The 24,576-nt window shown below is 65.7% G+C and carries 21 protein-coding genes; 8 read left to right on the top strand and 13 right to left on the bottom strand.

The window, feature by feature from the left end; genetic code table 11:
* Positions 1–13: 13 nt before the first annotated feature.
* Entirely contained in the window at positions 14–931 is a 918-nt protein-coding gene (locus tag AC6CH3_RS21180; RefSeq protein ID WP_498134292.1) for a proline iminopeptidase-family hydrolase, read from the bottom strand.
* A 145-nt stretch (positions 932–1,076) separates the two neighbouring features.
* On the opposite strand from AC6CH3_RS21180, the gene AC6CH3_RS21175 reads away from it, so the two are divergent.
* Both AC6CH3_RS21175 and AC6CH3_RS21170 read left to right on the top strand, forming a co-directional pair.
* Positions 1,077–1,826, top strand: a complete 750-nt coding sequence (locus AC6CH3_RS21175; protein ID WP_498134291.1) for an ArsR/SmtB family transcription factor — start codon at positions 1,077–1,079, stop codon at positions 1,824–1,826.
* Positions 1,827–1,981: 155 nt separating this feature from the next.
* The gene (locus tag AC6CH3_RS21170; RefSeq protein ID WP_498134290.1) at positions 1,982–3,178 is read left to right on the top strand and encodes a TerC family protein; all 1,197 of its coding nucleotides are present in this window, start codon (positions 1,982–1,984) and stop codon (positions 3,176–3,178) included.
* Positions 3,179–3,743: 565 nt separating this feature from the next.
* Here the strand turns inward: AC6CH3_RS21170 and eda are convergent.
* From eda to AC6CH3_RS21140, 6 genes are all read right to left on the bottom strand, one after another.
* Entirely contained in the window at positions 3,744–4,370 is a 627-nt protein-coding gene (gene eda / locus AC6CH3_RS21165) for a bifunctional 4-hydroxy-2-oxoglutarate aldolase/2-dehydro-3-deoxy-phosphogluconate aldolase (protein WP_498134289.1), read from the bottom strand.
* Positions 4,363–5,742: a mannitol dehydrogenase family protein gene (locus AC6CH3_RS21160; RefSeq protein ID WP_498134315.1), complete on the bottom strand. Its 1,380-nt coding sequence runs from the start codon at positions 5,740–5,742 to the stop codon at positions 4,363–4,365. Before AC6CH3_RS21160 ends, eda begins: the two co-directional genes overlap by 8 nt.
* A gap of 77 nt (positions 5,743–5,819) precedes the next feature.
* The gene (locus AC6CH3_RS21155; RefSeq protein WP_498134314.1) at positions 5,820–6,755 is read right to left on the bottom strand and encodes a PfkB family carbohydrate kinase; all 936 of its coding nucleotides are present in this window, start codon (positions 6,753–6,755) and stop codon (positions 5,820–5,822) included.
* A gap of 44 nt (positions 6,756–6,799) precedes the next feature.
* Positions 6,800–8,011, bottom strand: coding sequence for a D-mannonate dehydratase ManD (manD, locus tag AC6CH3_RS21150; protein ID WP_498134288.1), 1,212 nt, complete (start codon positions 8,009–8,011; stop codon positions 6,800–6,802).
* A gap of 62 nt (positions 8,012–8,073) precedes the next feature.
* Entirely contained in the window at positions 8,074–9,099 is a 1,026-nt protein-coding gene (locus AC6CH3_RS21145; RefSeq protein WP_498134287.1) for an L-idonate 5-dehydrogenase, read from the bottom strand.
* On the bottom strand, positions 9,096–10,502 hold the full coding sequence (locus AC6CH3_RS21140) for an MFS transporter (RefSeq protein WP_498134286.1): 1,407 nt from the start codon (positions 10,500–10,502) through the stop codon (positions 9,096–9,098). The genes AC6CH3_RS21145 and AC6CH3_RS21140 overlap by 4 nt, the downstream gene beginning before the upstream one ends.
* Before the next feature lie 177 nt (positions 10,503–10,679).
* Between AC6CH3_RS21140 and AC6CH3_RS21135 the strand changes: the two genes are divergently transcribed.
* On the top strand, positions 10,680–11,411 hold the full coding sequence (locus AC6CH3_RS21135) for a GntR family transcriptional regulator (protein ID WP_498134285.1): 732 nt from the start codon (positions 10,680–10,682) through the stop codon (positions 11,409–11,411).
* Positions 11,412–11,472: 61 nt separating this feature from the next.
* On the opposite strand, the gene AC6CH3_RS21130 is transcribed toward AC6CH3_RS21135, so the two are convergent.
* Positions 11,473–12,069, bottom strand: a complete 597-nt coding sequence (locus tag AC6CH3_RS21130; RefSeq protein ID WP_498134284.1) for a YceI family protein — start codon at positions 12,067–12,069, stop codon at positions 11,473–11,475.
* A 411-nt stretch (positions 12,070–12,480) separates the two neighbouring features.
* Here AC6CH3_RS21130 and AC6CH3_RS21125 point away from each other — a divergent pair, with 411 nt between their 5' ends.
* Positions 12,481–13,533, top strand: coding sequence for a GmrSD restriction endonuclease domain-containing protein (locus AC6CH3_RS21125; RefSeq protein ID WP_498134283.1), 1,053 nt, complete (start codon positions 12,481–12,483; stop codon positions 13,531–13,533).
* 14 nt (positions 13,534–13,547) lie between these two features.
* Here AC6CH3_RS21125 and AC6CH3_RS21120 read toward each other — a convergent pair whose 3' ends face one another.
* On the bottom strand, positions 13,548–13,817 hold the full coding sequence (locus AC6CH3_RS21120; protein WP_498134282.1) for an Rv3202a family protein: 270 nt from the start codon (positions 13,815–13,817) through the stop codon (positions 13,548–13,550).
* Between the two features lie 290 nt (positions 13,818–14,107).
* On the opposite strand from AC6CH3_RS21120, the gene AC6CH3_RS21115 reads away from it, so the two are divergent.
* Both AC6CH3_RS21115 and AC6CH3_RS21110 read left to right on the top strand, forming a co-directional pair.
* A complete protein-coding gene (locus AC6CH3_RS21115) occupies positions 14,108–14,392 on the top strand; it encodes a DUF1540 domain-containing protein (RefSeq protein ID WP_498134281.1) in 285 nt (94 codons plus the stop codon).
* Between the two features lie 194 nt (positions 14,393–14,586).
* A complete protein-coding gene (locus AC6CH3_RS21110) occupies positions 14,587–18,267 on the top strand; it encodes a TM0106 family RecB-like putative nuclease (protein ID WP_498134280.1) in 3,681 nt (1,226 codons plus the stop codon).
* A gap of 24 nt (positions 18,268–18,291) precedes the next feature.
* Here the strand turns inward: AC6CH3_RS21110 and AC6CH3_RS21105 are convergent, their stop codons facing one another.
* The 3 genes from AC6CH3_RS21105 to AC6CH3_RS21095 form a co-directional block, all read right to left on the bottom strand.
* Positions 18,292–18,594 (bottom strand): acylphosphatase, encoded by a 303-nt coding sequence (locus tag AC6CH3_RS21105; RefSeq protein WP_498134279.1) that lies wholly within the window; start codon positions 18,592–18,594, stop codon positions 18,292–18,294.
* Between the two features lie 88 nt (positions 18,595–18,682).
* Entirely contained in the window at positions 18,683–19,375 is a 693-nt protein-coding gene (locus tag AC6CH3_RS21100; protein ID WP_498134278.1) for a hypothetical protein, read from the bottom strand.
* A gap of 210 nt (positions 19,376–19,585) precedes the next feature.
* Complete coding sequence (locus tag AC6CH3_RS21095) at positions 19,586–20,449, bottom strand: pullulanase X25 domain-containing protein (RefSeq protein ID WP_498134277.1); 864 nt, start codon at positions 20,447–20,449, stop codon at positions 19,586–19,588.
* A 265-nt stretch (positions 20,450–20,714) separates the two neighbouring features.
* On the opposite strand from AC6CH3_RS21095, the gene AC6CH3_RS21090 reads away from it, so the two are divergent.
* Complete coding sequence (locus AC6CH3_RS21090) at positions 20,715–21,020, top strand: hypothetical protein (RefSeq protein WP_498134276.1); 306 nt, start codon at positions 20,715–20,717, stop codon at positions 21,018–21,020.
* 88 nt (positions 21,021–21,108) lie between these two features.
* Positions 21,109–22,002 carry a glucose 1-dehydrogenase gene (locus tag AC6CH3_RS21085; RefSeq protein WP_498134275.1) on the top strand — a complete coding sequence of 298 codons (894 nt, stop codon included), beginning with the start codon at positions 21,109–21,111 and terminating at the stop codon, positions 22,000–22,002.
* A gap of 241 nt (positions 22,003–22,243) precedes the next feature.
* Here the strand turns inward: AC6CH3_RS21085 and AC6CH3_RS21080 are convergent, their stop codons facing one another.
* Positions 22,244–24,541, bottom strand: a complete 2,298-nt coding sequence (locus tag AC6CH3_RS21080; protein WP_498134274.1) for an FdhF/YdeP family oxidoreductase — start codon at positions 24,539–24,541, stop codon at positions 22,244–22,246.
* Between the last annotated feature and the right edge of the window lie 35 nt (positions 24,542–24,576).

Below are 24,576 nucleotides of genomic sequence, written 5' to 3'. Positions count from 1 at the left end.
GAAACTTTCCCGCTCAGGACCCTGCAGAACCAGCGCCGCCCGTGGAAGCGGTCTCCTCGGCCCGCTGCAGGAAGTCCCGGAGCACCTGCAGGTAGGGGCCAGGTTCCTCAAGGTGCGGAACGTGGCTGCTTTCTTCGAAGATCACCAGTTCCGATCCCGGTGTCATGGAGTGGTAGAGCGTGGTTTCCTCGGGCCGCGTTTCACCGTGGCGGCCGCAGATGAAGAGCGTGGGAACGCCGATTTCTCCAAGGCTGCCGGTGATGTCGTAGTCCTTGTGGATGCCGGTAATCACGAACTCGTTGGGGCCTTGCATCCGCTCGTAGATGGTCCCGTTCAGCTGGCCGAAGGAGCGCATCAGGGGCTCGGGCCACGGGTCCAGACGGCAGACGTGACGCCTGTAGAACTCCATCGCCGCGTCCTGGTACTCCTCGGAATCCAAGGTGCCGGCCTCCTCATGGCGGTCCAGCACCTCACGAACCGCTTCGGGAAGTGCGGCACGCAGGGCGGCGGTGCCAGCGGCGAAGAGTGGCATGCTGAGCAGTGGGTCCGACAGAACGAGGCTGGCCACCCGTCCAGGGGCCCGCAGCGCGAACTCGGCGGCAATCATGGTTCCCCAGGACTGGCCGAGCAGATGGACCCGGTCAAGCCCAGCGGCGTCGAGGACAGGTTGCAACTCGTCGACCAAGCGGTCATTCGTCCAAAGCCCGACGTCGTCGGGTGCGTCCGACTTGCCGGCACCGAGCTGGTCATAAAAGAGGACCGGCCGGTCGGTGGCCAGCGCTTCCAGCGGCTCCAGATAGTCGTGCGTGGCACCGGGGCCGCCGTGGACGGTGACGAGCGGCATGGCAGGTCCATTGCCAACGATCCGGTACCAGACCCGCCCGCCAGTGACGTCTGCATGGCCCTCGTTCACTGCTAAATCCGGCGCCATTGCCATCCTCCGGTCTGTTCGTCGAGGTGGAGAGGAGACCTCGATGTTCCGATTAGACTGCGGGGACTGCGAGGGGTCAATGCCGGTTGGACGCGGCCTCTTCCAGCCCTTTACATGTGACCAAATGGTCACCTATTCTGAACGTGTGGACGCCGTATTCAAGGCCCTGGCCGACCCTATCCGCAGGGAACTGCTGGACGGGCTTTTCCGCGAAGACGGCCAGACGCTCAGCGCCCTCGAGGCACGCTTCGACATCACCCGCTTCGGTGTCATGAAGCACCTGAAAATCCTGGAAGAGGCGGGCCTCGTGGTCACACGGCGCCGCGGCCGCGAGAAGCTGCACTTCCTGAATCCGGTGCCCATCAGGCTCGTCCACGACCGCTGGGTGAGCAAATATGCAGAACCATGGGCCGCTGTGCTCAGCGACCTCAAATCCCGATTGGAAAGCCCCATGGAAAAGATCTTCGAAATCTACATCAAGACCACGCCTGAACGGCTCTGGGAAGCCATCACGGACAGCGAGATCCGCAGCAAATACCAGTTCGGCGTGCGCATCACCTCGGACTGGACGCCGGGGTCGCGGTTCGAGATGGCGCCCGACGGCGGGGATCCCCTCGGCGAAGGCGAGAACCTGGAAGTCGATCCGCCCCGCCGCCTCGTCCAGACCATGCGGGCGCTCTGGGGCGACGACGTCAAGGCCGAGGGCACGTCCCGGATCACCTGGGAGATTGAACCGGTGGCCGATTCCTGCCGGCTGACCGTCACGCACGACCAGCTCCGCGAAGGCGCCAACGAGCAGCTCTACGGCGGCTGGCCGATGATCCTCTCCGGCCTGAAGACATGGCTGGAGACCGGTCAGACCCTCACCACGCCCGGCTCCCTGATGTACACCTGAACGGCCCCGGTCCCGAGGCCGGGGCCGTTCAGGTGAGACGCGCCCGCACACCGTTCGGTAGGGTAATTCCTAGACCGATGCGGCGTTGCGGGTTCCGTCAAACCGGCTGAGCCCTCTCACTGCATGCGACTTTCACTTGGGAAGAGGCACGCAGCATGGAAGTCCCCCTCATAGTCTGGATCGCGACCGTAGCCGGGATCCTGGGCCTGCTGGCCTTCGACTTCTTTTTCCATGTCCGGAAGGCCCACACCCCCAAGCTCAAGGAATCCGCGTTCTGGTCCGCCCTTTATGTCGGCATCGCGCTCCTGTTCGGCCTGGGCGTCTGGATGTTCGGCGGCTCCACCATGGGCACGGAGTACTTCGCCGGCTACGTGACCGAAAAGGCGCTGTCGGTGGACAACCTGTTTGTCTTCCTGATCATCATGGCCAGCTTCAGGGTGCCCCGCAAAGACCAGCAAAAAGTGCTGCTGTTCGGCATCGTCTTCTCGCTGATCGCCCGCACCGGCTTCATCTTCCTCGGCGCCGCCCTCATCAACAGCTTCGCCTGGGTGTTCTACATCTTCGGTCTCATCCTGCTGATCACGGCCGGGAACCTGCTCCGGCCCGATTCGCACGACGAGGAGAGAGAAGGACTGGTGGTCCGGCTGGCCAGGAAGTTCCTGCCGGCCACCGAGCACTACGACGGCGACAAGCTCTTCACAACTGTGGACGGCAAACGGGTCCTTACCCCGATGCTCCTGGTGATGGTGGCCATCGGCGGAACTGACATCCTGTTCGCCCTCGACTCCATTCCGGCCATCTTCGGCCTGACCCAGAACGTATTCATCGTCTTCACCGCAACAGTCTTTTCATTGCTGGGTCTGCGCCAACTGTTCTTCCTCATCGACGAACTGCTTGACCGCCTCATTTACCTCTCCTTCGGCCTTGCCGCCATCCTCGGTTTCATCGGCGTCAAGCTGTTCCTGCACGCCCTGCATGAGAACACCCTGCCGTTCATCAACGACGGCGAGCACGTGAACGTTGTCGAAATCAGCACCGGAATCTCACTTACGGTCATCCTCGGCGTCCTGATCGTCACGATCCTTGGCTCGATCTACAGCCCCAAGGGCAAGGCCAAGAACATGGTCTCCGGCGCCAAGCGCCACGCCACCGAATACGTGGACCTCAACTACGAAACGGACATCGCCGAGCGCGAGGTGATCTTCAACAAGATGCTCCGCGAGGAAGCCGCACTCAAGAGACTGCCGGAAAAGTACAAGCGGCTCATCCGCAACGAAACCGAGTTCATGAACCTCCTCCGGCAGGCCCACGCCGAGCACGACGAGGCTCTCCAGCGGGCCAACGGGCACTGATCCCGGCACGCCCCCTGGAACAGCCCCTGCGGGCTGCGCCGTTCCCGATGTGACCCGTTCCCATGCAGCAGCCCGGTGATCCCTTTCGAGACGGATCCGATCTCATAATCGGCGTCGAGCGGCGCGCCGATGCTGGCCACTGAAAGCTCCCCGGGCAAAACGGTGGCGGCGGCAACCAATGGTTGCCGCCGCCCTGGACCGCTCTGCAGCAGAGATCCCAGCGTTGCGTCGCCGTGAACCTCCGCGTACAGGTCAGTGCCTCCTCAGGAAGCTGCGGATCCTGTCGCCGATGTGGCCGGTAGCTCCATGGCCTGCGCCGGTAGCCCGGGGCCGGGCAGGGCGTGCGGGTCCGCCGGCAGCGTGGGTCCTCCCACTTAGACGTTCTGCGGCATTCCTGATCTTATGTCCCAAGTTCATGGTGAACTCCTCAGTTCAGATTGCGGCTATTCAGTCAGTGACCGTTAGTCCGGTCCTTCCCGACTCTACGCGCGTCTGCGGGCCACGGCTACGGGGTTCTGCACCATTGCGTTCACGCAGCGGGCGAGGCTCAGGCTGCCGGCATGGGTCAGGCAGCGAGCACCGCCGCTTCCCGCGCAAGCCGTGTGATCTGTGCCCAGTCCCTGTCCCCCACCGCACGTCGGGGAGTGAGCCAGCTGCCGCCGATGCACGAGACGTTCGGGAGCTTCAGGTAATCCGGGGCTGTTGCGAGGCTGATGCCGCCGGTGGGGCAGAAGTGTACGTTCGGGATGGGGGCGCCGATGGCCGCCAGGTACGTGGGGCCCCCGGCAGGACCTGCCGGGAAGAACTTCATCGCTTCCAGCCCGCTTTCCAGGACCGCCATCACCTCGCCCACTGTGGCCACGCCCGGCAGGACCGGGACGTTGAGCGCCAGCATGTGGCCCAGCAGGGACGGCGTCACGCCGGGACTGACCAGGAACTGGGCGCCTGCCGTCACGGCCGCATCGGCCTGGCCGGGCCTGAGGATGGTGCCGGCGCCTACCAGGATGTCCGGCACCTCGTTGGCGATGAGCTTCAGGGAGGTGAGGGCAGTCTCGGTCCGCAGCGTGAGCTCGATGATCCGGATGCCGCCGTCGGCCAGTGCCTGCGCCACCGGAACCGCATCCTGCGGGTCATCGATGGTGACCACCGGGATGACCGGGGAAACGTTCAGGACGCTCGTTGCGTCAGCCATGGTTGATCTCTTTTCTCAGGCCGTCCAGCCCGTGGGTGTCGATGATGCGGTACCAGTGCGTGAGCAGCCCGGCAAAGCGGGTGTCCGCCGCCAGCCCGGCGTCGAAGATGCTGCGGCAGCCCAGCAGCGCCGGAACCACGGATTCAGCGCTGCGCGCCGCGGGAAGGGCCGCGTGGAGTTCCCCGGCAAGGGGATCGTTCAGCTCTGCGGCTGGCGTGGAGGCCACGTGGCGCATCCAAGCGGCGACCGCCAGTGCGGCCCAGCGCGGCTCGCGGCCGGCAGCCAGGGTGCTGCGGATCGTGCTCAGCAGCCGCAGCCCGATCTTCTGCGATCCGTCGCTTCCCACCTTGGCCGTGGTGTGGCCCAGGGCGGGATTCGCGAACCGGCTGAGTACCTGGGCGCAGTACGCTTCCCCGTCCAGCCCCTCGGGCAGGCTGATGGTGGGCAGGGCATCCTCGGCCATCATGCGCCGGCACGCGGTGAGGAACGCGCCCTCCTCCACGGCGTCGCTGATGGTCGCCTTGCCCGCGGCCAGCCCCAGATACGCCAGCATGGAGTGGCTCGCGTTGAGCAGGCGCAGCTTGGCATCCTCCCACGCGGCGACGTCGGTGCTGAACAGCGCCCCGGCCTCCTCCCAGCGCGGCCGGCCCGCCGCGAAATTGTCCTCGATCACCCACTGCATGAACGGCTCGGCCACCACGGCGGCCTCGTCACGCAGCCCCAGCTCACGTTCGACGGCGTCCAGGTCACCTGCCGCGGTGGCCGGCACCATCCGGTCCACCATCGTGTTGGGGAACGTGACATTCGCAGCGAGCCAGGCCAGCAGCGGCTCGGCCTCCCCGGCCGGGAGTGCGGCGGCGAAGGCGCGCACGAGTTCCCTGGTCAGTTCGCCATTGCCCGGCAGGTTGTCGCACGAGACTACGGTGATCGGTCCGGCATCGGTTTGTGACCGCTGCTGGAGGCCACGGGTGATCTGCCCGATCGCCGTCTGCGGCGCCTGCCCGGCAAGGTCGGCCCGCACCTGTTCATCGTCCATGTTGAGCGACCCGGTATGCGGATCGATCCGGTACCCCTTCTCCGTGACGGTGAGCGTCACCACCTTGGTCGCGTCCGCGGCGATCCGGTCCACCACCGTCGCAGGGTTGTCCCGTCCCGAGATGGCCTCCACGACGCTGGAGACCACACGCAGCGGTGCGGCGCCCTCGCCCCGTTCTGCCACCGTGAACAGTCCGTCCTGCGGCGCGAGCTGCCGGGCTACCGTGTCCGAACGCTGGGTGACTCCGACGATCCCCCAATGTGAATCGCCGGAGGCCAGCATCGCGTTTTCGGTGTACACGGCGGTATGCGCCCGGGCGAAGGCGCCCAGGCCCAGATGGACTATTCCGGGCTGCAGCCTTCCCCGCTGCAGCAGGGCCCGGTGGTCTCCGCTGGCAGCCAGTGAAGCTTCGCTTAGGCGTGCGATGACACTGCTCCTTCCGGTTCGGCGTGCGCCCGGGTCTGTTCGAAGGTGGGGATGAAGCCGGTCCCGCCTTTGCCGCCCACCACCAGCGATGCCGCGGCCGCGCCGTACCGGGCCGCCACAGGAAGGCTGTCGCCCAGCACCATCCGGGCGGTCAGCGTGCCCACGAAGGCGTCGCCGGCGCCGGTCTGGTCCACCACCGAGGGCGCCGGAACCGAGTCGATCCAGGCGGAGTCCGCAGAAGCGTCCAGCCCTTCTCCGTCGAGCTGGATTCCGTCCGCCCCGCATGTCACGGCGACGTTCACGGCACCGAGGCCGCGGAGCTTCGCGGCGGCCTCCTTGGGTGTCGGGCATCCGAGGAGGGCGGATGTTTCGCCGGGGTAGGACGGGGTGATCAGGAAGGCCTGCGGCGCCAGTTCGGTGAGGGCCGCCATCGCGTACTCCACCGAGGTGAGCCGGGGCCGGAAGTTGGGGTCGAACACGAAGCGTCCGGCGAGCGCAGCGGCCTTGAGGACGGCGGCCCGGGACGAGCCGGAGATTGCACAGGCGATCCCGCCGGCAACGACGGCACCGGCCGCCGAGAAGACGGCGGGGTCGACGTCGTCCGGTCCGAGCGTGGAGCCCACGCTGCCGCTGCGGGCGTAGGAAAATTCGCGCTGCCCGTCGGGGTCGCAGTGCACCAGGTACACGCCCTGCTGCCCGGTCCGGAACTTCAGCAGGTCCGTGGATATGCCGAGTTCCCGGATCCTGGCGGCGATCGCCTTGCCGAGGTCATCGTCGGTCAGGACGGACAGCAGCCCCACGCGGGCACCGGCCGCCGCGGCAGCCGCCGCGACGTTCAGCGCGTCGCCGGAGATCCCCAGCTGGGCCGGCACGCCGTGCCCGAACGCGACGTCGGTGGCCACCTCAACGAGGATCTCCCCCATCACCACGACGTCGAAAGGGGTCTGGTTGTGTTTGGTTGGGTTGCTCACCAGTCATGCACCGATCCGTCGAGCCGCCGGTTGATGGGCAGGTACTTCGGGTCGAACGGGAACGCGGCGGCCGCCTCCTCGTTGAACTCCACGCCGAGGCCCGGGGCATCGCCGGGATGCATGTAACCGTCCGTGAAGGTGTACGACGTCCTGAAGACCTCGCCGGCAGGTTCACGGTGGCCCATGTACTCCTGGACCCCGAAGTTGGGGATGCTCATGTCCACATGCAGCGCCGCCGCGAAGGACACCGGGGAAAGGTCACCCGCGCCGTGCGAACCGGACCGGACCCCGTACAGATCCGCCAGCGAGAAGATGCGGCGCAGGTGCGTGATGCCGCCCGAGTGCGACACGGAGGTGCGGATGTAGTCGATCAGACGCTCGGTGATCAGCTGCTGGCAGTCCCAGATCGAGTTGAACACCTCCCCCACCGCAATGGGCGTGGTGGTGTGCTGCCGGATCAGGCGGAACGCGGACTGGTCCTCCGCCGGCGTGGGGTCCTCGATCCAGAACGGCCGGAACGGTTCGAGGGACGCCCCAAGCCGCCCGGCCTCGATCGGGGTCAGCCGGTGGTGGACATCGTGAAGGACGTGAACGCCATAGCCGAACTGTTCGCGCACATGTGCCATCATCTTCGGTGCGAAGTGCAGGTAGGATGTGGTCTCCCACATGTCCTCCTGCGGGACGTTGCCGCTGGCCGGCTCATACGTCCGGCCGTCCACCGGCCCGATCCCGTAGGTCTTCTCGAGCCCCGGAACAGCTGCCTGCGCCCGGATGGCCTTGTAGCCAAGGTCCAGGTGGTGCTGGAAGTCTGCGCTGAGGTCCTCGAGAGTGGAGCCGCTCGCGTGGCCGTAGACCATGACACCCTCTCGGGCTGCGCCGCCCAGGAGCTCGTACACGGGCATGCCGGCCGCCTTGCCCTTGATGTCCCAAAGCGCGACGTCGATCGCGGCGATCGCGGTCATGGTCACCGGCCCGCGGCGCCAGTACGCGCCCTTGTAGAAGTACTGCCAGGTGTCCTCGATCCGGCGGGCATCGCGGCCGATCAGCAGCGGGCACAGGTGCTCGGACAGGTAGGACGCCACGGCCAGCTCGCGGCCGTTGAGGGTGGCGTCGCCGATGCCGGTGATGCCGTCCTCGGTTTCAATAACGAGCGTCACGTAATTCCGTCCGGGCGACGAAACCACTACCCGTGCGTCGGTGATCTTCACTGGTGGGTCCTTTGAATGTTGAATGTCTTGAAAGGGTGCGGGGCTTGGTGGTTTGACGTGCCTCAGCTGAGGCGGAGCATGACCTTGCTGCTGCCGGAGCCGGGATCAGCCGCGACGCTCATGGCTTCCGCAGCCTCGTCGATGCCGAACTTGTGGGTGATGACCGGGGAAACGTCGAGGCCTTCGGCCATGGCGCGGAGGGCGTCGGTGATCTCGTCCGCGAACCGGTACGAGCCGATCCACGTAATTTCCCGGGTCACCAGGTCACCCAGGGCTGCCGGGGCCGGAGCGCCGGGCAGGTTCCCCACTTGGACGATGGTTCCGCCGCGTGCCGTCGCCCGCAGGACGCCGCCGAGTACCGCGGGGATACCGGTGGCTTCGAACACCAGTTCCATGTCCTCCGGGAGGCTGCCACCGTTGGAGACGTTCACGAGCTCGTCGGCGCCCATGGCCTTGGCGATCCGCAGCGACGCATCATTGATGTCCGTGGCGATCACGGTCCTGGCGCCGGCGTACTTTGCCGCCGCGACCACCAGGGAGCCGATCGGACCAGCGCCGTTGACCAGCACGTCCCGGCCGGCGAGCGAACCCGCCCGGCTCACGGCGTGCATGGCGACGGCGAGCGGTTCCGCGAGCGCCCCGTGAAGCGTGTCCACTCCTGCGGGCAGCGGCCGGATCTGCGAGGCCCTGGCGAGCTTGCGTTCGCTGAAGCCGCCGTCCGTGTGGGGAGTGAAGGCTGCCGAACCGAAGTACCGGATGTGCGGGTAGAGGTTCGTCCTCCCCTTGAGCCGTTCCGGCATCACGCCGTCCCCCACCAGTTCCGCAGGGTGCACGGTCACCGGCTGGCCGACGTCGAGATTTTCGACGCCGGCACCCAACTGGGCGATCCGGCCGGCAACCTCGTGGCCGAGGACGAGCGGCGACTTCAACGCCGCCGTCCCCGAGGCGCCGTGGCGCCAGTACGAAAGATCGGATCCGCAGATGCCGCCCCATTCGACGTCGAGCACTACCTCGCCGGGGCCGGCAACGGGCTCGGGGCGTTCGTCGATGCGCAGGTCGTTGGCGCCGTGGACGACTACGGCTTTCATACTGCGTCCTCCAGGCGGACCATGTCGCGGCCACGGACCTCGGGTCCCACAGCGGCAGAAATGAGGGTGATCAGCGAGTAGCCGATGAGCATCGCGGCCAGCGGCCACCAGTGGCCGGTGACTGCCGTGAGCGTCGCGGCGAGCAGCGGGCCGATTGCGGTGGCGAGGATGCCGCCGATTTCCTTGGCCAGGGCCAGCTGGGTGAAGCGGGTACGGGCTCCGAAGAACTCGGCCATGGTGACGCTTTCCATTGAGAAAAGGCTCAGCACGCCCAGGTTCAGGCCGACGACGACGGCAATGGTGACGAGCGTGGGGTTGCCGCTGGTGACCATCATCATCATGGGGATCGCAAACAGGGCCGTGAGGGTGCTCAGCGTGAGGTAAAGGGGCTTCCGGCCGAAGCGGTCACCCAGGATGCCGATAAGCGGAATGGTGGCGAAGCCCAGGATGGAGCCGTACATGATGGCCGTGGTGCCAACGGTCTTGTCCATGAGCAGGACCGTGGCCAGGTAACCGACAAGGAAGGTCTGGATGAGTCCGGAGTTCCCGGCCTGTCCGAAGCGCAGGCCAAGGGCGATCAGGAAGGCCTTGCCCTTGCGCTGGTGCAGCGCGGCTTCGATGGTGCTGGTGCCGGCGGCAGCCGCAGGGGCCTCACGCTTGGCGGCGTCCTTCTTGGCAATCTCCTCCTTGGACAACGCGACGCCATCAACAACGTCCGCGCGCTGTTCGAAGACAGGGCTTTCCTTGAGTGAACGCCGGATCCACACGGCGAAGATCATCAGCAGGAAGCTGGCCAGGAACGGAATGCGCCAGCCCCAGCTGAGCAGCTGCTCCTCGGACAGCACGGCCACGAGAATGGCCCACAGCGCCGACGCGGCAAGGGTGCCCGAGTTGGTGCCGAGGCAGACAAGCGAGGAGATCAGGCCGCGGCGGCGGGCCGGGGCGTATTCCGCGAGCATGACGGTGGCTCCGGCGATTTCAGCGCCGGCGCCGAACCCCTGGATGAGTCGCAGGGCAACGAGCAGGATCGGAGCCCAGATGCCGATCATGGCGTACGTGGGAAGGATGCCGATGAGGGTGGTTGAGGCACCCATCAGGGCGATCGTGATGAAGAGGACCTTCTTGCGGCCGATCCTGTCACCCATCCGGCCAAAGTAGACGGCGCCCACGAGGCGGGCAACGTACCCGACGCCGTAGGTGGCCATGGCGGCGATGAGGCCGATCACCGGGCTGACATCGGGGAAAAAGATCTTGTTGAAGACGATGGCCGCGGCCAGCGAGTAGAGCTGGAAGTCCATGAATTCCATGGCGGTTCCGAGCCAGCCGGACACGGCAACCTTGGCCAGGTCTCGGGTGGTCCGGGACTCCGCCTTGGTGGTGGGCGGCGCGATGCTCTCGGTCATCAGTTGCTCCTTTGCAGGCGATGAAAAAGGGAGGGTGCGGAATGGGTGCGGTGCGAGGGTCACCGCTCTTTGGATTTAGCAGGCGTTGAAGCCGCTAACCTTGGGATTTCCGGCGGCGTTCTGACTACCATACAAGCACTACCATTCTAGTTTGTCAACGGTGACTACACTGGATGCATGGCAACCGGCAAACCCGTCAAAGTACAGGCACCACGGCTCTCCGTGCGTGACCAGACACTGGAAACCCTCCGGCGCAGGATCATCTCCCTGCAGCTCCCGCCCGGAGAGCCGCTGTCCGAAAACGAGCTCGCCCAGGAACTGGGAGTCAGCCGAACACCCGTGCGCGAAAGCCTGATCCTGCTCCGCGAGGAGGGCCTGGTTCAGGTGTTCCCCCAGATCGGCTCGTTCGTGTCCTTGGTGGACCTGGGGCGGGTGGCCGAAGCCCAGTTCGTCCGGGAAGCCATCGAATGCGCATCCCTCAACGACCTCGCCGTTGATGCTGCGGGAATCGCCGGCCTTCGGGACATTCTGGCCAGCCAGCAGGATGCGGAAGCCAAGGGGGACGTGGAGGAGTTCTTCCGGCTGGACGAGGATTTCCACCGTGAACTCCTCCGGCTGGCGGGCCACGAATCGGCGTGGACGGCCGTCAACTCAGCCAAGGCGCACCTGGACCGGGCGCGGCGGCTGAGCCTTATCGACACCCGGCCCGTGTCCACGCTGATTGAGCAGCACACGGCCGTGGTGGACGCCCTGGAAGGCAACAATCTCGCCGACGCCGACAACTCCTTGCGCGTCCACCTCCGGGGCGTCTTCGAAGACGTCAAGCGGATCCAGGCGTCATCGCCGGACCTGTTTTCGGACGGCACGGCTTCGCGCCCCGTCAGGCGCAGCATCGCGCGGCTGTCGTAAATCCGCGGCTGCCCCAAAATCTGCTGGCTCTTCTAAATCCGCTAGTGAGCTGTTGCCCTAACTAGGGCGCGGCAGTTTCCGTTGCGCCCTGCTGCCCCGGTTCCTGATGCCCCTGATCCACCCTGACGAGTGCGGCCTCGAGGTTGATTTTCACCTTGTCGCTTACCAGGAACCCGCCGGTCTCCAAGGCAGCGTTCCAGGTGAGCCCGAATTCCTTGCGGCTGATTTCCGTCTCCGCCGAGAATCCGGCACGGGTGGCCCCGAACGGATCCACAGCCACGCCCGTGAACTCGACTTCCAGCTCCACGGGCTTGGTGATGCCCCGGATGGTGAGGTCACCCGTGAGCGTGTAGTCGTCGCCGTCGCCTTCCACGCCAGTGGCGCGGAAGGTCATCTCGGGATACTCCGCTACATCGAAGAAGTCGGCTCCTTTCACGTGGGCGTCGCGGTTGACGTCCCCCGAGTCGAAGCTGGCAGTTTGCACGGTCGCGTGGAGCGAGGACTCGGCGAGGGAGTCCCGGACCCGGGCTTCTGCGGACGCCTCCCGGAACCGGCCCCGAACCTTGCTGATGCCGGCATGCCGGACTGTAAAACCGATCTCGCTGTGGGACATATCCAGGGTCCAGATGCCCGGAGTCAGGCCTGCGGGAAGCGTCATGGCACATCTCCTAAAGGGGGAAAATCCAGCTGAAACGGTGCGTTTTCCACACTGGTTCAGCCTGCGGGTGAAGTCAAGAACCCGCGGAAACGTCCTGGCCGCCGCACCGATTTACCGGCTTTTCCGCACTTCCTGTGAGGCTCCTCGAAAGAAAATATTAAGGTGTGGCTAAAACTCCTAGCTATTCTTCAGGAATCACCCTTATCGTTGTTCTTAGGCCCGCCGCATCCCCCAAGTTGCGGTGGTCCTGCCGCTAGGAGGAGCCCCGCACACCGCAAGGTGGGCGGGGCCCTCTGCGTATTGGGCCGTGACACAGCGTTCGCCAAGTATTGGCTCAAGTTCCGCGGTTCGGTCCGCCTCCACAGGTAGGCTCGTTGAACGCACAACCAACGCCACGGGGGCATAAAGAAGTTGAAGAGAGCACGTCCGCTGCCGGGCCGGCAGAACACAGGGTCGCCCGGCATTGTCGACTGGATGGGCCGGATGGCGGGTGGCGCCGGGTTAATCAAAGGCAGCATCGTCGCCATCGTTCTGGCAACCACCGCATGCGGCGGCACCCTCAGCGCAACGCAAGAACCGCCGTCGGACGTTCAGCCCAGTGTCTCAGCGGACGTGCGGGAATCCGCACCGCCAACCGCCGCGCCGATTCCCGCGGCCCGCCCCGGGGGTTCGGCCACTGCGCCGCCTCCCGTCGCCGCCAAAGCCCTGGACCTGCTGGGCACCCTGGCTATCAAGGGGCGCGCCCCGAAGACCGGCTATGACCGGGCCGAGTTCGGCCAGGCCTGGGCGGACACGGACCACAACGGCTGCGACACCCGCAACGACATCCTTTTCCGGGATCTGACGGCAAAATCGCTGAAACCGGGAACCCAGGGCTGCGTGGTCCTCTCCGGAACACTGGCCGACCCGTACACCGCCACCTCTATCGCATTCAAGCGCGGAGCCAGCACCAGCAGCGCTGTGCAGATCGACCACGTCGTGGCCCTGAGCGACGCCTGGCAGAAGGGCGCCCAGCAGCTGACCGAGGCGCAGCGCGCCGCTTTCGCCAACGACCCCCTGAACCTCCTCGCCGTTTCCGGCCCGGCCAACCAGCAAAAGAGCGACGGCGACGCCGCCACCTGGCTGCCCGGCAACAAGGCCTATCGCTGTGCTTACGTCGCCCGGCAGATTTCGGTCAAAGCCAAGTACAAGCTCTGGGTCACGCGGGCGGAACATGACGCGATGGCCACTGTCCTTGGCGCGTGCGTCGGCACGCCGGCCCCAACGACACAGAGCGCCCCGGCGAAACAGACCGTTCCAGCGACGGCTGCGGCCGAGGCAGCACCGGCGGAGGCAGCACCGGCAATGGCCCCCTACGCCAACTGCGCGGAGGTCCGGGCCGCAGGCGCCGCGCCTATTTACGCGGGCCAGCCCGGCTACAGCGGGAAACTGGACCGCGACGGCGACGGCGTGGGCTGCGAGTAACCGGTCCCGCCGCCCTACTCCGGCACCTCACCCGCGAACGGGTAGTCCTCCTCATCGATTCCGGGGGTTCCCGCCGCCTGCTCAATGGCATCCGCCTCGGCAGCTTCCTCGGCCGAGAGGTCAGGGCCCGCCAGGTCGGCCGGATCCCCGGACACCAGAGGGGTCCGTTGCTCCAGCACGTCCGCTTCGGGGGCGTCCTCGGGCAGCGGATCCTCCTCGTGCGTCTCCGAGCCCGGCACGGCCGGCAGCCGCTGCTCAAAGGCGTCGGCTTCCGGGACTTCCATCGGAGTTTCTTCAGGCTGACTGTTCATCATCTACCTCGGCTCCAGGTCAGGGTTCGTCGGTGCAACAATTCTCCCACCTGCCACGGTTCAGACAATGGATTCAGGCGGACAGCGGAGCGTCTATAACATTCCCTTGGCGGTGCACGCCGGATTCTGGCTGCGGAGGCGTCGGGCCCGGGCGCCGGATAAATACGCAACAGTATTGGGTCTTTTTGATTCGGCCGGACGGGCCTAGGTTTGGAACAAGCGGGCGTCCAGCCGGGACGGCCACAACCATGGAGGAACCTCATATGAGCACGCAAGTCGCAGACTGCAGCGTCACCAATTGCTCCTTCAACGATCACACCCACTGCAATGCCGCAGCCATCACGGTTGGCGGCAGCACGGACCATGCCTCGTGCGCCACGTTCATCGAGACTGGCATGCACGGCGGGCTGCCGAAGGTCCTGGCCAACATTGGTGCCTGCCAGCGCTCCGAGTGCGTCCATAATGACCATCTGATGTGCAACGCCCCGGAAGTCCACGTGGGCCCCGGCGCGGACAACGCCGACTGCCTCACCTACTCCCACACGTAGGAACAGCGGCTTCGCACACACAGCACGACGGCCGGGCGGCCTTGCCGCCCGGCCGTCGTGCTGTCGGCTCCGGGTCCTGACGCTGCATCCGGCTCCACCCGCTGCGCCGCCCTTTCTTTGTCATAGCCTCTTGCTAGATTCGAATCAGCGCACCGGGAGCCCTCCCGGCGCGAGGCTGCCGATAGGGAGGCCCCATGTTCCTGCTCGATCCACTGACGCCGGAAGCGCCCGCTGACCTGGTGTTCTCGGCCAGCGACCTTGTGGCAGCGAGCGAGTGTGAATACCGCACGCTCCGTGCCCTGGACGAGAAGCTCGGCCGCTCGCCCAAGGCCGACTTTCCGCCGGACGAGATGCAGGCGCGCGCAGGGAAGCTCGGCGACCTCCATGAGCACAAGGTCCTGGATAAGCTCATCGCAGAGTACGGTGCGTGGGATGCCTCCTGCGGCACAGGCGTCTACAGCGTGGAGCGCGGAACCACGGATCGCGCGGACCTGACAAGCAAGCATCTCGAAACCACCTTGGCCCTCCAGTCCGGTGCGGACGTCGTCTTCCAGGCCACCTTTTTCGACGGCGAATTCCTCGGCTATGCGGACTTCCTGGTTAAGGAGGGCGCGTCCGGTGAAGCCCCCGGCCGCTACGCGGTGTGGGACACGAAGCTGGCCCGGCACGCCAAGGTCGGCGCTTTGCTGCAGCTCGCTGCGTACGGGGACCAGCTGATCAAACTCGGACTCGATCCTGCGCCCCGCGTCACCCTGGTGCTGGGCAACCTCGAACGCAGCATCCACTCCCTCACCGATCTGCTGCCCGTGTACCGCGAGCGCCGCGACCGTTTCCGCGAACTGACAGCAGCCCATCGGGCCGCCGGTTCGCCTGTCCGGTGGCAGCAGCCCGGTATTGGATACTGCGGGCGGTGCGACTACTGCGCCGAGCAGGTGACCATGCACCGCGATCTGCTGATGGTGGGAGGCATGACCTCCGTCCAGCGGAAGAAGCTGATTGCCGAGGGCATCACCACCATCGACGCCCTGGCGGAACTGCCGCCGGAAAAAGCAACAGGGTCACGGCGCCGCCTGCGCGAGCAGGCCAGGATGCAGACCGGGCGCGAGCGTCCCGACGGATCGCGTACCTTCGCCAAGGAGGGCGAGGACCACACCGTCACCTTCAAGGTACTGGCGGAGAATGCATTGGCCAGCGTTCCGGCCCCCTCGGCCGGCGATATCTTTTTCGACTTCGAGGGCGATCCCCTGTGGCAGGATCCCGCCACAGGCACGTGGGGGCTGGAATACCTCTTCGGAGTCATCGAGGCGCCGCTGCCCGGGGATCCGCCCGGCGCCGCACCGGTGTTCCGGCCTTTCTGGGCGCATTCCCGCGCGGGTGAGCGGCAGGCATTCCTGGACTTCCTCTCCTACGTCGAGGAACGCCGCAGCCGGTATCCGGACATGCATGTGTACCACTACGCACCGTACGAAAAAACCGCCCTCCGGAACCTCTCCCTGACGCACGTCGCGGGCGAGGACACGGTTGATTCCTGGCTCCGCGAGGGCGTGCTCGTGGATCTTTACGCCACGGTGCGGCATTCGCTCAGGATCTCCGAGGCGTCCTACTCCATCAAGAAACTCGAGCCCCTGTACATGGGCGATAACCTGCGGTCCGGAGACGTCAAGGACGCCGGGGCCTCCGTCGTGGCCTACGCTGCCTACTGCACGGCCCGCGACGGCGGGCCCGAGACGCAGGCAGAGGCCAATGCCATCCTCGCTTCCATCTCCGACTACAACCAATACGACTGCCTCTCCACCCTGCGCCTCCGTGACTGGCTGCTGCAGTTGGGCAGCGGTCCCGCGGCTCCAGGGCTGCCCCAGCCGGCCTCCCCGGATGCCCGGGAACCCGAAGACACGACGGCGGGTGCAGAACCGACGGCTGAGGAGGAAACCCTTCGCGGGTACCTGGATTCCATTCCCGACACCCGGGGGTTCACCCCAGACGAACAGGCCGTGGCCATGGTCGCCGCGGCCACGGGCTACCACCGCCGGGAAGCCAAGCAGTTCTGGTGGGAACATTTCGACCGCCTTGAATCCGAAGTGGACAGCTGGTCGGACCAGCGCAATGTCTTCGTGGTCGAGGACGCCTCCGTCGTGTCCGACTGGGCACCACCCACCCGCCGCGCCCGCACCGAATCGCGGACCCTGCGCCTGACCGGAACCATGAGCGAAGGCTCGGAGTTCCGTGCCGGCTCCACGTGGTTCCGGATGTTCGAGGACCCCCTCCCGGACGGTCTCGGAGAGGTCGACGGCGAACGCACCCCGCGGCCGCCGCACACCGGCCCGGCCGCGCACCCGGCCGCAACAGAGTCCGTGTCCCGGGACGGCATCTTCGGCACACTGGTTGAAGCCGTTGAAGACCACCCCGACCAGCCCGGCAAGACCATCATCACCATCACCGAGAAGTCCACCGGCAAGGTTCCGCCGTACTATCAGCTGCCGATGGCGCTGACGCCGGACCGTCCCATTCCCACAGCAAGCATCGAGGCATCCCTAGCCGAGCTGGCCCGGCTCGTGGCGTCCGCCCTGCCAGATCTGCCGAAGCACCCCGGTCTCGACGTACTGCGCCGTGTGCCTCCACGGCTGGCCACGCTGGAGTCACTTCCTGCGGTCACCCACGACGATTCGGGCGCTGCAGACTATGTTTCGGCCATCGCGGAAGCCATCGAGGACCTGGACCGGTCATACATCGCCGTCCAGGGACCCCCGGGCACGGGAAAGACGTACGTCGGCTCCCACGTCATCGCCCGCCTGGTACAGCGCGGCTGGAAAGTTGGCGTCGTTGCCCAGTCGCACGCCGTCGTGGAGAACATGCTCTGCACGGCCATCGCGAAGGCAGGAGTGGACCCCCGGGTCGTGGCCAAGGACGTCAAAGCTCCCCGCACCGGCTCCGATGTCCCGTGGGCTCTGACCACTGACAATGATGTGGCGCGGGTCCTTGACGCCGAAGGTGGCTGCCTGGTCGGAGGGACGGCCTGGACCATGACCGGAAAGTGTGTGCCGCCCGGCTCACTCGACCTGCTGGTCATCGACGAGGCAGGGCAGTACTCGCTGGCCAACACCCTTGCCGTCGCCCGCTCCGCAAAGCGTCTGCTGCTGCTCGGCGACCCCCAGCAACTGCCACAGGTTACCCAGGGGTCCCATCCCCAGCCCGTCGACGAATCAGCCCTCGGCTGGCTGTCCGCCGGACACGCCACCATGCCTGCCGAGCTCGGCTACTTCCTTGCGGATTCCTGGCGCATGCACCCGCAGCTCTGCCAAGCCGTGTCCGTGCTGAGCTACGACGGCAAGCTTGAGGCGGCCCCCGCTGCCACGTACCGCCACCTTGACGGCGTTCCCGCCGGGGTAGAGACGGTAGCTGTGGAGCACAGCGGCAACACCACAAGCTCCAAAGAGGAAGCGGCAAGGATCGTCCAACTCGCCAACAACCATGTCGGGCTGAAATGGACGCCTGGCCGGGATGAGCCCCTTCGGAGGCTGGAGGCCAACGACATCCTGGTAGTGGCCGCATACAACGCCCAGGTCCAAACCATCCGGCGGGCCCTCGACCAGGCGGGCCTGTCCGGAGTGCGCGTGGGAACGGTCGACAAGTTCCAAGGCCAGGAAGCCCCCGTGGTGCTCGTATCCATGGCATGCTCGGCCATCTCCGAAGCACCCCGCGGCGCCGAATTCCTCTTGAACCGCAACCGCCTCAACGTCGCCGTTTCCCGCGGGCAGTGGCGCGCAGTGATCGTCCGGTCCCCCGAGCTGACCAACTACATGCCCCACAAACCGTCGGCCCTTGAAGAACTGGGTGCGTTCATCGGACTCAGTCCGCGCCCTCTCCTCGAAGAATAAACGGCGGAGGATGAACGGCGGCCGTCAGACCACGACGTCGAAGCTGCTGAACTCGCCCTCGGCCGGCGAGAGCTTCTCGTCAACGTGGGACACCCGGCCTGGCGCTTCACCGGATCCCAGCCACCGCCGGAACTCCACGATCACCGGCTGGGGGCCCTCCGCCACAACGGTGACTGACCCGTCGTCGTCGTTCCTTACCGAGCCGGTGATTCCCAACTCGTCAGCCTTCCGCGCCGTCCAGTAGCGGAAACCGACGCCTTGGACGGCACCGGTCACGCGGGCTGTCAGGCGTACGCTATCGGCGTCGGCGGCATTCACGTCAGTCATGACTCCAATGTAGCGCCGGGGCCGAGTGCCTCGACAGATTCGGCAAGCGCGGACACGCTGCCGGCGCATACCGTCGCCAGCGTACCTGTCAGCCCGCCGGGCGCAGGGACGTGATCATCCTGCGAATGTTCTTGTATTCCGCCGTCTCCTTGTACGCCTCGGGCGTGTCCACGTGCGGCTCGTTCCCCGGCGATGTGTCGAAGGGGTTGTAGACCCCTCCGAACATCGCCCCGCTGGGCGTCCAGGTGAAGAAGTGGGCGATGGGGCACGCCTCCGGCCCAGTCGGTTCGGGCGCGGATGTGATGCCGTAGGCCAGGACAGTCGCCTTCATCGGGTCAGTTGCTTCGGGGTCTGTGCGGGACTCGAAGGTGAACCGGGGCGTCGTTCCGGCCTGGGCAAGGGCGGGCAGGGGCTGGGAGTCCAACATTCCATAAGGCTGCTTCTTGGTGCATTCAGCGCCCGTGACCATATTGGTGCGCAGGGTGGCCATGGACTTGCCGTCGGCCTTTGCCACTTCCACGAAAACGCCGCCTCCCGCGGGCGCCTGCCCGGCCGGATCCTTGATGGTCCAGTCGGCCGGATAGTCGAAGGCAAGTGACCCGTCCTTCGCAGTGAAAGTCTTCCAGCCTTCAGCCGGAGTGGCGGAGGCGGTGGTGGCCGGCGATCCTGTTGCCGTGCCGCTGGCCGAAGCCGTCGGGGCGTCGGCCGGGGAACTCGTGGTCGGCGAACTGGTGGCCGGGGCCGAGCCCGACGACCCGCAGGACGCGAGCATCAGAGCCATGACCATTCCCGAGATTGCCGTAACTGCTGGTGATGCGATCGGCGCATCAAGCCCTCCCTCTGCAGGTTAAGAAAAGACGATGGACTAATAGTGCATCGTCGGACCTTGGGAATTCCTTGGGAAGGCTCGAACAGCGAAGCCCCGCTGCCGCAGAGTTGCGGCAGCGGGGCTTCGTGGCTGGATGACTGGCTAATTAGCAGCCGGTACCGCTTAGTTGACGGTGATGTCCCTGGTGCGGTGGTCATAGCGGATGGTGAGCTGGCCGCCGTCGTGGTGCAGTTCGTGGTTGGGGCCGTCGAATGCACCGAAAGCGCCGTAGTTCTCGTCCCACGAGCGGTTCAGCGCGATCTTGAAGGTGTAGTAGCCGGCCGGAATGTCGGCGGTCAGCTTCCACAGCTGGTCGATGGCGTCGAGCTCCATCTGGGCTTCGTCGTACTGCGGCGCCCAGTTCTCCGGAGCGCCCAGCAGTGTGTTGAAATCACCCGCGACTGCCACCGCTCCCGGCTGCGGGACGGACTCGACGGCGGAGGCTTCAGCTTCGGCCTTCTTGCCACGCACCGCCTTGGCAACCGGAGCCACGGCATCCTCGATCAGCTGAGCGGCTTTGTCCACAACCTTCGCAGCCTTGGACGGAGCCTTTTCCGCCTTGGATGCTGCTTTCTCAGCCTTGGCAGCGGGCGCCTTCTTGGCGGCCGGCTTGGCAGGAGCCGCGACCGGAAGGGGCGTGTCGGCAGGAACCGGAGTTCCGGCGTCGAGCGCTGCCGCGAAGCTCGCGGGATCCGCGAAAGCGACCGTGGCCTTCAGTCCGTCTTCGGTGATGGTCCAGCCGGAGCGGCCCTTGACCAGCCAGCCGGCCTTGACGAGCTTCGCCGTGGCAGTGGTGAGTGACTTGTGGCCGCGCGGAATGCCTCCGCTAAGGAGCTCCGCCTCGTAGGCGTTCAGCGGAACCCGCACGAGAGCCTCAGCCAGCACCTCGCCGGCGTTCTGAGACTCGCCAGTCAACACCCCCTCTGCCAGCACGTCCAGCACGGCCTTAAGCCGGAAGTTGGTGTTTTCTGCGGCAGTCTTGCGCATGGTTCCCCTTTTAGAGCGATTGTTCCCTCAGTAGTTTGCCGTGTGGAGGTTAAATCTGGCCACTTGAAACGGTTAATACTGCGTGTCGTGGCTGACTATGACGCCGATTACACCGGAAATGAGACTGGAGCCCCAGATGCAGGCCGCTGAAATTGGCTTGAGAACCAGCATTTCCCGCCGTCCATAATAGAAAGTAGGCTTATCATATGCGCCCGGGAATCGAGCCGAGTACAGGGCGCCCGCATGTAGTGGAAAGGATGAACCGATGAGTGAACAGAACCCGAGTGAGCAGAACTCCCAGGACGAAGGCTTCATAGTTCCGGACCCTTCAAAGCTCCGCGACGACACCCCCGGCGACGCCGGTGACGACGCCAACGCCATCCGCTTCAGCGAAGAACAGGCACTCATCGAGGAGCAGTCCCACGGCATCCGGCCCGAGCGCTACGACGTCCCGTCCGGCGGCCCAACCATGGCCGAAGCACGCGGAAACATGGACCTTTCCGATGACACCGGCGAGGCAGCCTCGGGCGACAGCAGCGACGACGGACTCCACGGCGGCGCCGAACAGTAGCCGAGCAGCCGCAAACCGAGGACTAACAAACCGAGCAGCAGCACTGTGACCCTGTCCGTGTTCAACCCCGATAATCAGGAGGAGCACCATGACCGATCAGTACACCTTCAAGAATCCCGTCACTGCCTACGAGCACATCGAGCCGCCAAAGCAGCACCAGCCCGAACCGGGCCTCGACGCGAAGCTGACTCCCAAGGCTGATTTGGGCGAGGACAGCTACCGCGGGACCGGCCGGCTCGACGGGCGCAAAGCCATCGTCACCGGAGCAGACTCGGGGATCGGCGCCGCCACGGCGATCGCGTTCGCACGTGAGGGGGCCGACGTCGTCATGTCCTACCTTCCCGAAGAGGAAGAGGACGCAGCCAGGATCGCCAATCTCATCGAGAAAGCCGGCCGCAAGGCCGTGAAGGTTCCGGGCGACCTCAAGGACTCTGACACCTGCCGCGAGCTTGTGGACACAGCCATCCGCGAGCTGGGCGGCCTGGACATCCTGGTGAACAACGCGGGCAAGCAGGTAGCCCAGGACGACATCGGGGAAATCAGCGATGAACAGTTCGACCACACCCTGAAGACCAACGTCTACGCCATGTTCTGGCTGACCAGGGCCGCGGTGCCGCATCTGCCGGCTGGTTCCACCATTATCAATACGACGTCCGTCCAGGCGTACAACCCGTCGCCCACCCTGCTGGATTACGCCACCACAAAGGCCAGCATCAACAACTTCACCAAGGGGCTCGCCCAGCAACTGGCGCCCAAGGGAATCCGGGTCAATGCCGTGGCGCCCGGGCCCATCTGGACGCCGCTGCAGGTCAGCAGCGGCCAGCCGAAGGAAGCCCTGCCCGAGTTCGGCAAGAGCACACCGCTGGGCCGGGCCGGGCAGCCCGCGGAACTGGCACCGGCTTACGTGTTCCTGGCCTCAGCGGAGTCAAGCTTCGTCGTGGGCGAAACGCTGAACGTCAACGGCGGCAGCCCGACACCTTAGCAATCCACGAACCGATGCCGCGCGCGTTTGTGCAGCCCGTTTCTGCACCACCCCGCATTTCTGCACCACTTTGAGCCGCGGCGCAGCCGCCGGACCCCTCGCAGACCCCGCCAACCCGCGGAAGCAGCAGGTCCGGCGGCGGCCTGGCCCCGCGAAAGTGGAGCAGAAATGCGCGCCTCCCGAGTTCTCTGGAGCTCACCCGGGTTCTCCGGACTACCGGAGGGCCCGTTTCACACCGTTTTCACACCGTGCTGGGCTCCAGCCTCACAATCACCGCTTTCGACGCCGGCGTGTTGCTGCCCTCCGCCACGCTGCCGAGCGGGACCAGTACGTTGGCTTCGGGATAGTATGTGGCGGCGCAGCCCGGGGCCGTGGGGTAGGAGACCACACGCAGCTTGCGCATCACGCGCTCCACGTTGTCCTCATAGACACCATGAAGGTCGACGAACTGGCCGTCGCTCAGGCCCAGCTCCGCGATGTCGTCGGGGCAGACGAAGACCACATCCCGGCCCTTCTTGATGCCGCGGTACCGGTCGTTGTAGCCGTAAATGGTGGTGTTGAACTGGTCGTGGGAGCGCACGGACTGCAGGATCAGGGTTCCCGCCGGCCGCTCCACGTGTTCCAGCCGGTTGACCGTCAGCATGGCCTTGCCCGTTGGCGTGGGGAACGTGCGCGAGTCCCGCGGACCGTTCGGGAGGACGAAGCCGCCCTTCTGCCGGATCTTGTCGTTGTAATTTTCGCATCCGGCCACCACATGGGAAATGTGGTCGCGGATGAGGTCGTAGTTCTTTTCGAAGCCTTCCCAGTCAGCACTCGTCTTTCCAGCCACTGTTTCCCGTGCGAGGCGGCACACGATGGCCACTTCGGACAGCAGGTCCGGCGCCACCGGCTTCACCTTGCCCTCGGAGGCGTGCACGGCGCAGACGGTGTCCTCCACGGATACGAACTGTGGCCCCGAGGCCTGCATATCGATCTCCGTCCGCCCCATGGTGGGCAGGATGAGTGCCTCTTTGCCGGTCACGGTGTGTGAGCGGTTGAGCTTGGTGGAGATCTGCACCGTCAGGTCAGTGTTTTCCATGGCTGCCGCGGCGGCGTGGGTGTCTGAGATGGCGCCTACAAGGTTTCCTCCCAGTGCCACGAAAACCTTGATCCCGCCGTCGCGCATCTTTTCAATGGTCTGCACGGCGTCAACGCCGGGCTCGCGTGGCGGATCGAAATCGAACTCCCTTCCGAGGGCGTCCAGGAAGGCCGGGGGCATCTGCTCCCAAATGCCCATGGTGCGGTCCCCCTGGACGTTGCTGTGGCCGCGGATGGGCGAGGCGCCGGCACCCGGTTTGCCGATATTGCCGCGCAGCAACAGCAGGTTGATGATCTCCTTGATGGTGGCGACAGCTTTTTTGTGCTGGGTGATGCCCATGGCCCAGGTGATGATGACCCTGTCCGCCTTCAAATAGCGGGCAGCCAGTTCGTCGATCTCATCTCTGCGCAGCCCGGTGGCTTCGAGGACTGTTTCCTCGTCGAGCTCCGCCAAATGCGCCTTCAGTTCCTCCAGCCCCTGGCAGTGTGCCTCCAGGAACTCGTGGTCCAGCACTGTTCCGGGGTTCTTGGCCTCGGCTTCGAAGGCCCGCTTGGAGATGGCTTGCAGCAGGGCCATGTCCCCGCCGACGCGGATCTGCAGGTACTGGTCCGCCAAGTCCGTGCCGTGCCCGATGATTCCCTTGACCTTCTGCGGATTCTTGTACCGCATGAGTCCGGCTTCCGGAAGCGGATTAACCGCCGCGATTGTGCACCCGGCTTCCTTGGCTTCCTCTAGTGCGGTGAGCATCCGCGGATGGTTGGTGCCCGGATTCTGGCCCATGATGATGATCAGCTGCGCCTTGGCGAAATCGTCGTAGGAGATCGTGGCCTTGCCGATGCCGATGGTCTGTCCCATCGCCCACCCCGACGATTCGTGGCACATATTGGAGCAGTCCGGCAGGTTGTTGGTGCCGGACGCCCGCACGAACAGCTGGTAGATGAAGGCGGCTTCATTGGACGTCCGGCCGCTCGTGTAGAAGGCAGCCTCATCCGGACTCTCGAGGCCCTTCAGCTTGTCGCCGAGGATCCTGAACGCCTCGTCCCAGCTGACCGGCCGATAGTGGTCCTCCCCTGCCGGCTTATAGACCGGTTCCGTGAGGCGGCCCTGCATCCCCAGCCAGTACTCGGGCTTTTGCCGCAATTCGCTGACCGGGTGCTCTGCCCAGAATTCCGAGGCCACCACCACCGGTGTGGCTTCCCAGGTGACCGCCTTGGCTCCGTTCTCACAAAACTCGAAGGTCTTGCGGTGCCCAGGGTCCGGCCAGGCACAGCTCATGCAGTCAAAGCCGTCCTTCTGGTTCAGTGCCAGAAGCGTTTTCTCGGTCCGGCCCACGCCCATGTGCTTCAGTGCAGGCTGGATGGAGTGCAGGACGCCGGGAATGCCCGCTGCCCAGTCCTTCGGCTTGCCCACCTCAAGGTCGTTTTCGTCAGCCTCTTCCACCCGCGGGTTTTTGCGCGGCATGCTGCACTCTCCTCGACTCGCTCATATAGTCTGGG

Source organism: Arthrobacter sp. GQ119, assembly GCF_059759125.1.
This window is presented reverse-complemented; position numbering and strand designations above follow the sequence as displayed.

What these genes read in the sequence shown, in the direction of transcription:
- AC6CH3_RS21155 (WP_498134314.1), bottom strand. Translation starts at nt 6,755, where the DNA reads ATGGGGGAGATCCTCGTTGAGGTGGCCACCGACGTCGCGTTCGGGCAC.
- AC6CH3_RS21110 (WP_498134280.1), top strand. Translation starts at nt 14,587, where the DNA reads ATGTTCCTGCTCGATCCACTGACGCCGGAAGCGCCCGCTGACCTGGTG.
- AC6CH3_RS21115 (WP_498134281.1), top strand. Translation starts at nt 14,108, where the DNA reads ATGAGCACGCAAGTCGCAGACTGCAGCGTCACCAATTGCTCCTTCAAC.
- AC6CH3_RS21120 (WP_498134282.1), bottom strand. Translation starts at nt 13,817, where the DNA reads ATGGAAGTCCCGGAAGCCGACGCCTTTGAGCAGCGGCTGCCGGCCGTG.
- AC6CH3_RS21090 (WP_498134276.1), top strand. Translation starts at nt 20,715, where the DNA reads ATGAGTGAACAGAACCCGAGTGAGCAGAACTCCCAGGACGAAGGCTTC.
- eda (WP_498134289.1), bottom strand. Translation starts at nt 4,370, where the DNA reads ATGGCTGACGCAACGAGCGTCCTGAACGTTTCCCCGGTCATCCCGGTG.
- AC6CH3_RS21170 (WP_498134290.1), top strand. Translation starts at nt 1,982, where the DNA reads ATGGAAGTCCCCCTCATAGTCTGGATCGCGACCGTAGCCGGGATCCTG.
- AC6CH3_RS21095 (WP_498134277.1), bottom strand. Translation starts at nt 20,449, where the DNA reads ATGCGCAAGACTGCCGCAGAAAACACCAACTTCCGGCTTAAGGCCGTG.
- AC6CH3_RS21130 (WP_498134284.1), bottom strand. Translation starts at nt 12,069, where the DNA reads ATGACGCTTCCCGCAGGCCTGACTCCGGGCATCTGGACCCTGGATATG.
- AC6CH3_RS21105 (WP_498134279.1), bottom strand. Translation starts at nt 18,594, where the DNA reads ATGACTGACGTGAATGCCGCCGACGCCGATAGCGTACGCCTGACAGCC.
- AC6CH3_RS21145 (WP_498134287.1), bottom strand. Translation starts at nt 9,099, where the DNA reads ATGAAAGCCGTAGTCGTCCACGGCGCCAACGACCTGCGCATCGACGAA.
- AC6CH3_RS21085 (WP_498134275.1), top strand. Translation starts at nt 21,109, where the DNA reads ATGACCGATCAGTACACCTTCAAGAATCCCGTCACTGCCTACGAGCAC.
- AC6CH3_RS21100 (WP_498134278.1), bottom strand. Translation starts at nt 19,375, where the DNA reads ATGGCTCTGATGCTCGCGTCCTGCGGGTCGTCGGGCTCGGCCCCGGCC.
- AC6CH3_RS21135 (WP_498134285.1), top strand. Translation starts at nt 10,680, where the DNA reads ATGGCAACCGGCAAACCCGTCAAAGTACAGGCACCACGGCTCTCCGTG.
- AC6CH3_RS21180 (WP_498134292.1), bottom strand. Translation starts at nt 931, where the DNA reads ATGGCGCCGGATTTAGCAGTGAACGAGGGCCATGCAGACGTCACTGGC.
- AC6CH3_RS21140 (WP_498134286.1), bottom strand. Translation starts at nt 10,502, where the DNA reads ATGACCGAGAGCATCGCGCCGCCCACCACCAAGGCGGAGTCCCGGACC.
- AC6CH3_RS21080 (WP_498134274.1), bottom strand. Translation starts at nt 24,541, where the DNA reads ATGCCGCGCAAAAACCCGCGGGTGGAAGAGGCTGACGAAAACGACCTT.